A 13,176-nucleotide genomic window follows, 5' to 3' on the forward strand; every position below is an offset into this window, starting at 1 on the left:
AAAAGTTTAGCCGAAAATAAATGCCAATATCTCCTTTTTTTAGACAATTGTATAGTTTTTTCTTCGTCCATAATTCGAAAGAACACATCAAAAACAGAAGGATGTGTTTTTCTAATTTCTTAAAATTACTTATGTTAATTATGTTCACAATCGCTTTTGGTATTTTTTTAGATCTCCATTTTACAGACAATAAGATGGTTAATGATTCTAATCTGTTCAAAAAGTATTAGTCGTTCAAAAAGTACTTAAATAAAGAGATGTAAATTGTTTAAATGTTATTCGTTATCAATTAAAATTTTGATTCATTATTATATATTTATACCCAATTATGGATACAACTTTAGAAATATTTGGCGCTTTTTTCGGCTTTATGGCCGTTTATTTTACTATTAAACAAAATATCTGGTGTTGGTATTTTGGTTTACTTCAAGTAATATTATATTGTTTTATTTTCTACGCAACCAAATTATATTCAGATATGATTTTGCATGTTGTTTATGTTTTTCTGCAGGTATTTGGCTGGTATAATTGGAAATATGGCGGTTCAAATCACAGTACATTGCGTATAACATTGATAAAAAACGAAACGTTCTGGATTGGTTCAACCATTTTATTATCCTTTTGTTTAGGTTATTTTATGCAGACAAAAACTGATGCATCTTTTCCTTATGAAGATGCTTTTATAACCATTGCAAGCCTTGTTGCTCAATATTTAATGATTAAAAAAGTATTGCATTCTTGGATGTTTTGGATAGTTGTAGATGTAGTTGCTATAGGAGTATATTGGTACAAAGGTTTGTATTTTACAACAGGTTTGTATGTGCTTTTTTTAATTATGACAATAATTGGTTATCTAGAATGGAGAAAAGTATATAATGAAGAATTTGAATATGAACGAGCATAAAGTTGGATTAACACTAGGTAAGTTTGCGCCTTTTCATAAAGGGCATCAATTATTAATAGAAACTGCTGTTAATGAAGTTGATGAATTAATAGTGTTAATTTATGATGATCCAGTAATAAATATTGCTTTAGCGACCAGAGCAGCTTGGATACGTGAAATATACCCGAAAATTGTAGTCATCGAAGGAGCGAATTCGCCAAATGATACTGGTTATACGCCAGAGATTATGAAAATTCAGGAAGATTATGTTTTAAGTGTTTTAGGTAATCGTACTATCTCGCATTTTTACTCGAGTGAGCCTTATGGCGTACATATGAGTATTGCGCTGAATGCTGTAAATCGACAAGTTGATGTTAGTCGGAATATTATTCCAATCTCCGCCACAAAAATTAGAAAAGATTCATTTGAAAATAAGAAATTTATTCATCCCATAGTTTATAAAGATTTGATAACAAAAGTGGTATTGCTTGGAGCTCCATCAACTGGTAAAACTACTTTAGCAGAAAAATTGGCTCTTCATTTTGATACGCAATGGATGCCTGAATACGGAAGAGAATATTGGGAGAAGCATCAAATAAATAAAAGACTAACTTTAGAAGATCTTTTAAAAATTGCTGAAACGCATATTGAGAGAGAAGATGCTCTTGTACTGCAATCAAATCGAATTTTGTTCTCAGATACTAATGCGATTACGACCTATTTGTTTTCGCTGGATTATCATGGAACGGCTCTTGCAACCTTAGAAAATTTAGCAAAAGCAGCAGAGAATAGGCACGATATTATTTTTGTCTGTGATACTGATATTCCTTATGATGACACTTGGGATCGATCTGGTGATGTGAAAAGAAAGGAATTTCAGCAAAAAATAATAGAAGATTTAAACAATAGAAATCTTAAATATTATATGCTCAGTGGTACTATTGATGAACGAATTGAGCAAGTATCAAAAGTATTATCTGCCTCAGAGAATTGTAAATTTTAAATAACTTAGAATCAAAATATAGCTATGTCTGATTTATTAAATAAAACGATGGGATTTTTTAAGAAAGTTCCAGAATCACCCACGAATCCACAAGATGCCAAAAGCAATAATAAATTTCAAGTAGAAGATCTTTATTCAGCTGATGATTTTCAAAAAGAATCTGGTGATGCGATTACTTTAGATGAGAAATTACGCCAAGCGTATTTTTGGATCGCTAATACGGCCATTATTAGTCCGTATTATGATATCGAATTTAATGACAGCGATCCTAAAAAGTTTTTATTTGGAGACAGTAAAGTACCCGTTTATCTGCCTACAGATCAAAGCTATTCTAGTTTTGTATTAATGCCTCTGTTAAATTTAGCTGTAAGAGGTAAATGTCTTATTGTTGGCGGGCCAGGCCGCGGAAAAACAGCTACTTCTGTTTTGATGGGTTTGCTGGCTGGATATGATAATAAAGATGTAATGCGAGCCATTCAGCATGGTCAGCCTCAAATGACAATTTCAGATTTATTAGGACATCCATTGCCTTCGGATATGGTAAAGGCCGAAAAAACTTCAGATATTCGAATTGCTTGGCGAAAATGGTTAGGCATGAGAGTAAAAATTATTGATGAATATAATCGAATTCCAACCAGAACGCAATCCGCTTTATTAACCGTGCTGGCCGATAACTACGCTGAAATTTTTGATCAGATTTATGAATGTCCTGATGGCGCATGGTATCTGACTGCTAACGATGATGCAGGTGGAGGAACTTATCAGGTTATTGAAGCCTTAAAGGATAGAATTGATATTGTTATTAGAGCTATGCACTTTAATACAAGGTTTATTGAAGATTTATTGCAGCGCATTGAGCTCAATTTTAAGCCAGAAGCAATAATTCCGGAAGAAATTATTTTTACAGAAGAAGAATTAACGACTGTAAATAAGCAAATTAGAGGAATTCAAATAGATCCAGAATTACGTAAACGTATCGAGTTTTTCTGCCGCCAGTTTGAGTTTTTTGAACCTGCATCTAACCGACTGGAATATATGACGAAAGATACGGCAAAATTATCTGGTATGGATATGCGTGTTCTTTTTAGAAAAGAAACAGGAAAAGATCCAATTAAAGATTTAGGTTCGCAGGCAAAGAATGGTTTATCTGTTAGAAAAATCATGACATTACTAATGTTTTCTAAAGCATTGGCTTATTTTAGAGGAAATCGAAAAGTAGAATTAGAAGATATTAGACAAGTTCTGCCATTTGTTTTACACGACAGTTTGACGCCGCATTTAGAATCTCCATTTTTCGATCAAATAGGCAATGAAGTATACAGAGTAGATCGAATTGTGTGGCTGCGAAACTTATTCGATTTGTCTTGCGATGAATATGTGAGTCAGGATTTGGATAGAAATGATCCAGTTGATCGATTTGAAGAGGAATTTAAAAAAGGTCTTGAAAATATATCTTCAAAAGAAATTGATAATCGACTCTTAAGTATTGAAAAGCAGTTGCAAAAGTGGTCTGAAGAGAAAAAGCTGTACGGTTACCGAGCTGACGATATTTTAAAACTAAAATATCTGCATCAACGATACACCAATTACAAAAGATGGCTGCAATGGAAAAAATAAGCTTTCAACCACTTATTGCAGAATTAAGCGAAAAAAGTACGTTGTACAATCGATGGTACAATGAGAGCGAAATGAAATATGGTAATTTGCCTGCTCATGCAATTACGAGTTGGATGGTAGAAGTTGTTGAACCAATTGTAAAAGAAACGACTGCTTTAAATTCAGCTCCAGAAAAAATTCATGAAATCGTAAAAGCGCTTTATCAAGAATCATTGAAGTTAATTGGAAACGGATCTGCAATTCGCTATAAAGATGAATACAAAGAAGCTTGGCTGTTAATGGCGCAAATGCCAAACTTGGTCGTGAAATTTCCTGTAAAAGTAATTTCATTGTTAAATGACGTTCTTTTTAATCTACATATATATGCACCAGAAAAAATAATAGATTGGTGTAATCTAATCAAGATTAGCAGCTCTGAGGTTAAAACTATTGAGGATTTTAAAATTGCAGGACGTATTTATGCGTGGAGATGCGGTTTGGCGCATTTGAGGATTCGTTTAAATACAGATTTCAAAGAACTTTCTGAGAATCTGCAAGAAATAGTTAGCAATGCCATAAGTTCAGACAAAAGTTCTATTCAACTTTTTAAAAATCCTTGGGCGGATGAAAAACCAAAATTTGAAGGCGTACAAGGCGGTTTTAAAGACACAGATGGATTTTTTGAAAATCCGCCGAGACTAGCAAAAATTGATGGAAACATATTTGTAACCGATTCGAAAAGCAGTTATGCGCTTTTTGCAGACCAATTTGGAAAAGTTTTGGTTCCTGCAAATTCTGTTGATGCATCTCTAATTTTATCAAATTCTAATCAATTAGATAATTTGGAGAAATGGCTCGGAAAAGGCAACGAAAAAATTGACACAAGAAAGATTTCATCTTTTGCGACAACAGAAAATACATTGGTTTTAACGTTGCAAAATTCCTATTTTTTATACTTATTCAGTCTTGGAAATGCATAATCAATCTGAAATAAAAGAAACATTAGCCGCCTGGAAATCGTGCTGGCAGCAGGCAAAACTGGAGTGGAATCCTTTGCTGCGCTTGCAAGAACCTATTTGGTGTTTGTCGCATCAGGAAGCTCAAAAAGAAGGACTTTCGAGCAGCTTTGCAATGATTCGGTTAACAGATCATCGCATTGTTATAAACTTAGAAGAAATTACAGAACGCGGTATTGCCGATTACGCTGTTGAGGTATTGGCACACGAAATAGGTCATCACATTTTTGCACCTGCAAATTTATACGACAACGCTGTTTTGCTGAATCGAATTCGTTTTGCTTTACCTGGTATTGAGGATCGAGCGCCTATGGTATCAAATTTATATACTGATTTTTTAATCAATGATAAATTACAGCGTGTCAATAAATTAAAAATTTCAGAGGTTTATAAAGCGATTAATTCAGAAGATAATTTTTCTGAATTATGGACATTAATGATGCGTACTTATGAATATTTATGGCGTTTGAAACGCGGTGAATTAGCAGTGAATTTATCATTTCACAGTAAAAAAATAGATGCTGATGCTTCATTATTAGCTTCTTTGGTTAGAAGTTATTCAAAAGGCTGGATTCATGGCGGCGGAAGATTTGCGGTAATGTTATATCCCTATTTAATGGATGACAAAACGTTTAAAGATGCACGTAAAAAGATTTTGATACTATTAGATGCAGAAGATGCAGGCAAAGGAGCTATGGATATCTCGGGCATGACAGAACTTGATTTAGAAGGCTATGATGAAATAGTCGATATGCGAAAAGAAGCGATTAGTTTAAAAGAAGACGGCGGCAAGAAAAACAGCGATATTTTAGGTTTAGACGAAAATAAAAAAGGCGGATTTGGACCAAGAAATGGATATATGGGGCCGGGAAATTATATCGACTTAATGCAGCAAGTCAACCCAAATGCTGATGAGCAGAGTTTGGTTAATGCCTATTATAAGGAAATTGCTTTATCTCATTTAATCGATTTTCCTGTAGAGACTTCAGAAAATGTTTCTATGGATTTACCAGAAGGGTTGGAAACTTGGGATATTGGAGATGCTATAGAAGAAGTAGACTGGCTGCAATCGGCTATTTTATCACCTGCAATTATTCCCGGATTAACCACTCAAAAGAGAACTTACGGTGCAGACTCTGATAATAATATTTCAGAAGGACCTTTAGACGTATATATGGGGATAGACTGCTCTGGTTCGATGATGAATCCAAAAGAAAATTTTTCATGGCCGGTTCTCGCAGCAACAATTATTGGATTATCTGCTTTACGTGCTGGAGCATCCGTTATGGGGTGTTTATCTGGTGAACCAGGAAGTTATTTGGAAACAGATGGTTTTATTTCTGATGAAACAGATTTGCTAACTACCTTAACCTCTTATTTAGGAACTGGTTATGCCTACGGAATTGAGCGATTGCGAAAACCGTTTGGAGAAAAACCAAATAAAAAATCACATATTGTAATCGTTACGGACAATGATATATTCAGCATGTTAAATTCTGATACACAAAAGAAACAAACACATTGGGAATTGGCCGAAATTGCATTAAAAAATGCTGGCGGGCACGGAACTATGGTTTTGCATTCTCTACCAGATTACCAAAAAGATTTAGTAATACGATTAGAAAAAATGGGTTGGAAAGTATATTATGTCACAAACGAAGCTGAACTTTTAAAATTTGCATCAGAGTTTTCACAACAAAATTATGCCTATGTCTAAATATGATGTTTTTGAACTAGTTACCTATTTAAGAAAATGTCCAGACAGCTTTTTAAAGTCTTCGGATCTTCTTCTTAAAGATGGATTGAATTCAACAGCTTTAATTTGTGATACATACAGAATTGTAAGTAATGATTTTTTACGAACTGAATTTAACATACCAACCAATACTGATTTAAATCTTATTAAAGATAATCATTGGCTGGCAATTCATATTTCGGTATGGCTTCTTAGTCATCAAGATTTTATAGATAAGCCATTTATTGCAGATAAACTCTATAAATTTTGGTTTGAAGATTTGCGTGAAGCTGCTGTATATGTAAAATTTAATGAATGGATTAATGATGATGAACGTGCGGAAGAAATGGTGCGTTTGTTGCTAAATTGTTGTGAGATCATACCTAACGGCGAAAGTTATGATGAAGCTGCAGATAAATTATCTTCATTAAGCAGTGCAGACAGGCATAAAGTTTTAAAACAATCCTACGAAGCGCACGAAAGAATAATGGCTATTAAAAGAGAAATGGCAGAGAAAAAAGCCAGAGAAGCAGCAAATACCTATGGACGCGAGTAGTAATCCACAAATTGCATTAACAGATGAGGAGCGTTTTCCGCTGCTTGATGATTTAAGTTTCTTAAATGAACTTAGACAAGATGCTTTTGCTCCAAAATTTAATTTTAAAAGCGGCGATCGATTAAACGCAGTACAACTTTCAAAAGTCCATTCCTATAAAAAAAAGTACTATGATAAAACAGTATTTTGGAACGAAGGACAAACGCCAATTTGGGTAAATGACTATTTAAAGTGGTGCCTTAAAACAGTACCTTTTTATGACAAAAAAGGCACTGATTTAGATTCTTTTCCAACCATTTCCAGAGAAGACATTAGAAAATATCCTTATTTATTTGTTTCTAATGATGCAAATTTAGAGGAGTTGTTAGTGTATCATACTTCAGGATCTACAGGACCAAAGTTAGATGTGCTTTTTGATGCCGTTTCACAAGCCATTTGGCTTCCGCAAATAGAATCTGTTCTAAAAGATTTCGATATTCATATAAAAGAAAGCAAAAATACAGCAGCAATTGCTTTGATTTGTGCGCAGCAAAAAACATTGACATACGCTTCTTTATCAACCTATTTAGAAGGAGCAGGTATTTTAAAAATAAATCTAAATCCGTCAGATTGGAACCATCCTGATGATTGTAAAAAATACCTTGAGAAGTATAATCCGCAAATTCTTACTGGTGATCCAATCGCTTTTGCAGCATTATTAGATTTAAAGCCTAAACTGAATCCAAAGGCTTTAATATCCTCTGCTATGAAGTTAACAAAAGGTACCAAAAGCAAATTAGAAAATTATTTTAAATGCCCTGTTATCGATCTTTATTCGTTAACAGAATGTAGAAACATAGCTTATGCTTCAGAAATTGGACATAAGGTTATTCGGCCGGATTTGTATTTAGAAATTTTTGATGAATATCAAGATGTGAAGCTTCCTTATGGCGAAAGAGGAGAATTAGTAGTTACCGGAGGCACTAACCCTTTCTTGCCCTTAATACGATATAGAACAGGCGATTTTTGCAGTTTAAAGATAGAAGATGGAGTTCCGTTTTTAATAGATTTAGAAGCTCGAAATCCAATAGTTTTTTTAACAAAATCAAACGTGAAAATCAATAATATAGATGTTTCTAATCGTTTGTCTCAGTTGTCTTTGGCAGGGTTTAAAATGCATCAACAAAAAGATAAGCTGATTCAGTTTATAGGATATTCTAATGAACATACTTCAGAGGAAGTTGCTAAAGTATTGAACACAATTTTTAAAAATGATGTTGATATTCTGGTAGATATTCAAAAAATATCTCAAAATAATGCTGTAGAAAAGACTCTGTATTCTTCAGACCTGCAGACAGATTTGTAATTATAAAATAAAGTGTCAATCTAGAAGCTGTCCTTTTAAAATATTGATTTAACTATGAAATGTTTGTGAGTAATGTACTTGAGTTTAGATTTTGAATTGTTTTATGAATTTTAGAAACGTAACACGACTGGAACTTGTATTTGTTACGACGGATATGATTTTGCTGAATCTGAAATAGAAAAAAACACCAGCTTTTTCAAGTGGTGTTTTACTTAGTTTCAGGCAGCGTTAAAATGTCTGACCAGTTTTTTTAAGATTTTGATAATGTTATTACAAGAGTTTGGATTCCTTTTCAGACCAAATCATAAGTTTTAGAAAAAGAAATAACCAACAGATACTTGAAACAGTCCGTTTTTATTTTTGCTAGAAGAATTATCTACATTATTAATGTCAGTTAATCCTAGATTATATCTTACGCCAAAATTAAGTCCGTTTTCAAGTTTATAGCCTAAACCAAAATTAACGCCAAAATCAAAAGTATTAAACGAATCTTTTACGTTTATTTTTTCATTTTTAGCATCAAGCAAAAAGCCTATTTGCGGTCCGGCTTCAACACTAAATCCTTTAGTTAGGTAATATTTTCCCATTAAAGGTAGGTTCAGGTAACTTAAAGCAATTGTATTATCATTGAAACTGTATCCTTGACCAGAATACATTAATTCAGGCTGAAAAGAAAATTTATCTGAAATAGGAATTTCTGATAAAACACCTAAGTTAAATGCTGTTACATAATCAATGCCTTTGGTGTTATCTCCGCTGACAGTTGCGAAGTTTAAACCTCCTTTGGCTCCAAATTTAATTTCTTGGGCATTAACATTTGCAAAACCTAAAACTGTAAGAACAGCTAGTAATAATAGTTTTTTCATAAAAAGTGATTTGAATTATTTGAATACAAAATTGATTTTTTAAAAAGTAGAAAAGGTTTCAAAAGCTTAAATCTGTACAAATCGGTACTTATTTAATTGTGTTTTTGTATTCATTGGGTGTTTGGCCGGTTACTTTTTTAAACGCCTTATAAAAAGTGGTTTTTGAAGTAAACCCAGATTCTAATCCCATTGCCAGTAAATTGTAGTTTTCATAGTCAGAATTTGAAATCATTTTCTTGACCGCTTCAACTCGATAGTTATTTATATAATTGGCAAAGTTATCTCCAGTAATCGTATTTATAATTAGTGAAACATATCCTGCACTTATGCCTAGTTGTTCAGCAACTTTTTCTCTGTTTAATGTGCTGTCAGTATAAATGTGCTGCTCTTTGCAAAGAAGTTCTAGTTTTTGAAAATAAAGATTATCTGCCGTGATAGATTCTCGGTATTCTTCCGAGGTATTGTTTTCTTCTGTCAGGCTGCTTTCTATAATTTGTAAGCCGGCAGACGAAACAGCTAAACCATTGTTTAGAAAATGATAGATAGCATCTTTGTTCTTGGCAAGTTTGTATTTGTAAATACCTGCATAAGCTGTCCAATGAATTATAAATGTAGCACATATAGCCAGCCAGCTCATGGCAGCAGAAATATCTAATTGAAAAAAATAACCAGCAAAATAGGTAGTCAGCCAGGTAACCAGCAGCAAATGCATGAAGGTTAATATGGTAATGACCCATTTTTTCTCCTGAGGGTCTTTTAAATGCCTTATCATAAAATAAGAATAGAGAGGCAGAAACAGGACAATGATAACGGCCATTAAAAGCTGAATAATCCTGAGTATATTGATTACAGGTATGTATGCCTCAGGAATTTTATAAACTCCTGCTATAATGTCAAGACAAACTGCAACATTAAGAATGCTGTTAAAGACAAATGGAATGTAATACAAATACGTTTTTTGTTTGTTTTTTACGGTATCGTCAATGCGGTTTATAATAAACTGAAAAGTGAAAACTGGTAATAGAAATATCCAATCGACAGCGTCTGTAAAACGTATTAAAGGATAGGATTTAAACACATTTTCAAGTTCAAAAACATAGTTTAGTAAAACGATGGAAAGTGTAAATAGCAAGTAGGCTAGATATCTATTTGAATTACTATTGAATAAGGAAGATTTTAGAATAATGATGCCCAAGATTACTCCTTGAAAAATCGCAATATTTAAAATTGTGGTATAAATCAATTTTCTAAAGTAAAAGTTATTTTTAAGATTTGTTTTGGGGAATAATAGTATTTAGTTGTTTTTTAAAACATAGCTTATTTCAGACTAAATTGCAGAACGAATTTAGGTTAATGCAAATGATTTTCTGAAGGGATTAAGAAATGATTAACTAAAATATAAATTAGAAATCTGATCTAAAAGAAACTTTTTTTAAAATAATTAAATAAAACACACAAATATAATTGATATATCAATTATATTTGTGTCAATAAAATAGAATTACTAGAAAGGAAACAGAATAAAATAATCTCAAAGTGAAAAAAAATAATATGAAAAAAAAATATCTAATTAATAAATTGCTGCCAAGTTTGATATTCATTCTTTTCTCAATACTAATTTTTGGACAAAAAAAGGAAGAGGTTAATCTGGCAAAATATATGCAGGCACAGGTTGACGTAAATAATTTTAGCGGCACAGTCATAGTCACAAAAAATGGTTCGGTTTTACTAAAAAAAGCATATGGTTTGGCAGATTATGAATGGAATATTAAAAACACAATTGATACTAAATTTCAATTAGCATCTGTTACAAAGCAATTTACGGCAGCTGCTATTCTTTTATTAGTCCAAGAAGGAAAATTGTCACTTACCGATAAGTTAAGTAAATTTTTTCCAGATTATCCAAAAGCAGATAGTGTTACTATTCATATGTTATTATGTCATTCTTCAGGACTGGCGTTAGGTTTTAAAGAATTGGCATTAACTACTGTTTCTAGTGACGTTGCGTACGAAGAAATAAAAAAAATACCTTATGAGTTTTCGCCGGGAACGCAAAGTGCTTATAGCAATATTGGCTATTATTTATTGGGTAAGATTATTGAAAAAACATCTGGTGAAAAATACGCTGTTTTTTTGAAGAAAAATATATTTGACAAAGCAGGAATGAAAAATACAGGAGTAAGTAATAATGATTCCATAATTTCAAAAAAAGCAAGAGTTTATTATAGATCCGAAACGGGATTTGTTCAGAATCCTTATATCAATTGGAGATTTAATGTTGGGCACGACGGCATTTATTCTACTATTGAAGATTTGGCATTATGGGATAATATACTTTATGGAACAACGATATTAACTGCTGAAATGAAAAAGCTTATGTTTACTTCCTATAGTGATGAAGGTTTTGGATATGGATTTATGATTAATCCATTTTATAATCATGGACATCAGTTAATTGGACATGATGGAGGTTTTTTTGGTACAATGACTTCTTTTAATCGATTTACAGAGGATAAAATTTTTGTAACAGTACTTTCAAACAACGAATCATCATCACAGATCATAGCTTACGGTCTTTCGGCAATTGCATTACAGATGGAGGTTGAACTTCCTTATAAACATCATCAAACGAAAGCAGATAGTACTCAGTATGATAAATTCGCAGGCAAGTATGGAGAAATCGAAATAATTAAAATTGGAGAAAAACTATTTTATAACAGTTCAGATATGGAGCTTTTGTCTGAGTCAAAAACGAAATTTTTTAGAGCGGATAATAATGATAGGACGATAGAATTTATACTTGATAAATCAGGTGCTTACAATTCAATATTTCTAACAAAAGGAGGAGTGAAAGAAATTTTAAAGAGAAATGGCGCAATTACCAATGAACAATAATCTTTTGCTGATGCGAGTGTCCCGTTGGCGGATACAAAGTTATTTCAAAGTGTAAGCATGCTAAAATATAAAAGCTTTAGAGAAATCTGAAGCTTTTTTTAGTAGTAGAAACAGTTGATTAGCTACTCAAATTATTGAGGATCGTTATAGTATAGCAGAATGAGCATCTTAATTTTAAAACATCGCGATGATTTGTTTGTAGAATAGAGAGAAAACCTTTTTTTATTTCCGTGTCCAGATTCTTTTTATGCATCAAAAACAGCAGTAAAATAAAAGTCCATATGATGATTTATAATTGAAAAATTATATATTTGAGAATTAATATTGTGAGATATTTATCACGCATATTTGCCCAAATTTGGATGACTAAGCATGATTTTCCAAATGTATAATAAGTTGTACTATTTTATAAAACAAACACAGAAACAAATTAATCAGAGAATATTTTAACCAAAAATTATGCAAGAAGAAGTACAAAAACACACTCAAAGAATTTACAAAGCTGCAAAAAATAAAGAGCACACATTGGGAGATAAAGTGAAAGAAATTCTTATAGAAATATTTATAATTGTTTTTGCTGTAACACTTTCAATATCGCTGCACAGTTGGAGCGAACACAAACATCAACAAGAAGAAGTAAAGGTATTTCTTGAAAATTTAAAGAATGATTTGCAAAATGATGTAAAAAGCATCGACATTGAAAAGGAAGCATACAAAAAATCAAACATAGATTATGAAAAAATTTTAGCATTAACGCCTCATCAACTTGACAGTATTTATAAGTCTAAAAATAAAGTTGAGTTCCCAATTTATTCACATGGACCAAAAATGAATATTGGTAATTTTGAAGGTTTTAAGTCTAGTGGTAAAATTGGGTATATTGAAGACGAAAAATTAAAACAGAAAATCTTAAATTATTATCAAATATATGTACCGGCAATCAACGAAGTCGATAAATATTATAATGATTTTCTGTTTAAGTGTTTTGATAAAATGATAGAAAATGCAGATAAATCAGAACAAGAGATGTATGCAGACCCAAAATTTAAAAAGACAGTTGAATTTCTTGTCAAATTAGGTAAGAATAATATAAGGGTTTATGATCAAAACACAAGACCACTAACAATTGAACTTATTAAAGAAATTGAAAAAGAGCTGAATAAATAAAATACACAAACAACTGCCGCTCATAGAAAAGTTCTTTATGAAAAGCTGCGCAGATGTCTCTGATTTAGTATCCTTAATCTGAGTCAGACAATATATAAAACAAAAAAGACTCTA

Annotated in this window: 11 protein-coding genes; 9 read left to right on the top strand and 2 right to left on the bottom strand. The window is 32.1% G+C overall.

All coding sequences use genetic code 11. The features are described from left to right. The first annotated feature begins 328 nt into the window (after positions 1-328). Genes pnuC through BOW57_RS17800 form a run of 7 tightly spaced genes read left to right on the top strand, consistent with a single transcriptional unit; the run spans position 329 to position 8,134 of the window. The gene (gene pnuC / locus BOW57_RS17770; RefSeq protein WP_129056198.1) at positions 329-904 is read left to right on the top strand and encodes a nicotinamide riboside transporter PnuC; all 576 of its coding nucleotides are present in this window, start codon (positions 329-331) and stop codon (positions 902-904) included. Next, positions 891-1,886 carry an AAA family ATPase gene (locus BOW57_RS17775; protein WP_129056200.1) on the top strand — a complete coding sequence of 332 codons (996 nt, stop codon included), beginning with the start codon at positions 891-893 and terminating at the stop codon, positions 1,884-1,886. Before pnuC ends, BOW57_RS17775 begins: the two co-directional genes overlap by 14 nt. A gap of 24 nt (positions 1,887-1,910) precedes the next feature. Then, positions 1,911-3,503 (top strand): AAA family ATPase, encoded by a 1,593-nt coding sequence (locus tag BOW57_RS17780; RefSeq protein WP_206734760.1) that lies wholly within the window; start codon positions 1,911-1,913, stop codon positions 3,501-3,503. Next, a complete protein-coding gene (locus BOW57_RS17785) occupies positions 3,491-4,462 on the top strand; it encodes a hypothetical protein (RefSeq protein ID WP_129056202.1) in 972 nt (323 codons plus the stop codon). The genes BOW57_RS17780 and BOW57_RS17785 overlap by 13 nt, the downstream gene beginning before the upstream one ends. Next, positions 4,455-6,215, top strand: coding sequence for a hypothetical protein (locus BOW57_RS17790; protein WP_129056204.1), 1,761 nt, complete (start codon positions 4,455-4,457; stop codon positions 6,213-6,215). The genes BOW57_RS17785 and BOW57_RS17790 overlap by 8 nt, the downstream gene beginning before the upstream one ends. Beyond that, positions 6,202-6,789, top strand: a complete 588-nt coding sequence (locus BOW57_RS17795; RefSeq protein WP_129056206.1) for a hypothetical protein — start codon at positions 6,202-6,204, stop codon at positions 6,787-6,789. The genes BOW57_RS17790 and BOW57_RS17795 overlap by 14 nt, the downstream gene beginning before the upstream one ends. Beyond that, complete coding sequence (locus tag BOW57_RS17800; protein WP_129056208.1) at positions 6,776-8,134, top strand: AMP-binding protein; 1,359 nt, start codon at positions 6,776-6,778, stop codon at positions 8,132-8,134. The genes BOW57_RS17795 and BOW57_RS17800 overlap by 14 nt, the downstream gene beginning before the upstream one ends. A gap of 311 nt (positions 8,135-8,445) precedes the next feature. Here BOW57_RS17800 and BOW57_RS17805 read toward each other — a convergent pair whose 3' ends face one another. After that, on the bottom strand, positions 8,446-9,000 hold the full coding sequence (locus BOW57_RS17805) for a porin family protein (RefSeq protein ID WP_129056210.1): 555 nt from the start codon (positions 8,998-9,000) through the stop codon (positions 8,446-8,448). Positions 9,001-9,088: 88 nt separating this feature from the next. Continuing rightward, the gene (locus BOW57_RS17810) at positions 9,089-10,243 is read right to left on the bottom strand and encodes an AraC family transcriptional regulator (protein WP_129056212.1); all 1,155 of its coding nucleotides are present in this window, start codon (positions 10,241-10,243) and stop codon (positions 9,089-9,091) included. A 308-nt stretch (positions 10,244-10,551) separates the two neighbouring features. Between BOW57_RS17810 and BOW57_RS17815 the strand changes: the two genes are divergently transcribed. Together BOW57_RS17815 and BOW57_RS17820 are read left to right on the top strand one after the other, a co-directional pair. Then, the gene (locus BOW57_RS17815) at positions 10,552-11,895 is read left to right on the top strand and encodes a serine hydrolase (RefSeq protein WP_129056214.1); all 1,344 of its coding nucleotides are present in this window, start codon (positions 10,552-10,554) and stop codon (positions 11,893-11,895) included. 459 nt (positions 11,896-12,354) lie between these two features. Then, complete coding sequence (locus BOW57_RS17820) at positions 12,355-13,062, top strand: DUF6090 family protein (RefSeq protein WP_129056216.1); 708 nt, start codon at positions 12,355-12,357, stop codon at positions 13,060-13,062. Positions 13,063-13,176: the final 114 nt, after the last annotated feature.

It is taken from the genome of Flavobacterium sp. YO64 (assembly GCF_004119505.1).
Classification (GTDB): Bacteria; Bacteroidota; Bacteroidia; order Flavobacteriales; family Flavobacteriaceae; genus Flavobacterium; species Flavobacterium oncorhynchi.

Bases quoted from the DNA above. Each gene is read 5' to 3' on its own strand.
- pnuC (WP_129056198.1), top strand. From the start codon at position 329: ATGGATACAACTTTAGAAATATTTGGCGCTTTTTTCGGCTTTATGGCC.
- BOW57_RS17775 (WP_129056200.1), top strand. From the start codon at position 891: ATGAACGAGCATAAAGTTGGATTAACACTAGGTAAGTTTGCGCCTTTT.
- BOW57_RS17780 (WP_206734760.1), top strand. From the start codon at position 1,911: ATGTCTGATTTATTAAATAAAACGATGGGATTTTTTAAGAAAGTTCCA.
- BOW57_RS17785 (WP_129056202.1), top strand. From the start codon at position 3,491: ATGGAAAAAATAAGCTTTCAACCACTTATTGCAGAATTAAGCGAAAAA.
- BOW57_RS17790 (WP_129056204.1), top strand. From the start codon at position 4,455: ATGCATAATCAATCTGAAATAAAAGAAACATTAGCCGCCTGGAAATCG.
- BOW57_RS17795 (WP_129056206.1), top strand. From the start codon at position 6,202: ATGCCTATGTCTAAATATGATGTTTTTGAACTAGTTACCTATTTAAGA.
- BOW57_RS17800 (WP_129056208.1), top strand. From the start codon at position 6,776: ATGGACGCGAGTAGTAATCCACAAATTGCATTAACAGATGAGGAGCGT.
- BOW57_RS17805 (WP_129056210.1), bottom strand. From the start codon at position 9,000: ATGAAAAAACTATTATTACTAGCTGTTCTTACAGTTTTAGGTTTTGCA.
- BOW57_RS17815 (WP_129056214.1), top strand. From the start codon at position 10,552: ATGAAAAAAAAATATCTAATTAATAAATTGCTGCCAAGTTTGATATTC.
- BOW57_RS17820 (WP_129056216.1), top strand. From the start codon at position 12,355: ATGCAAGAAGAAGTACAAAAACACACTCAAAGAATTTACAAAGCTGCA.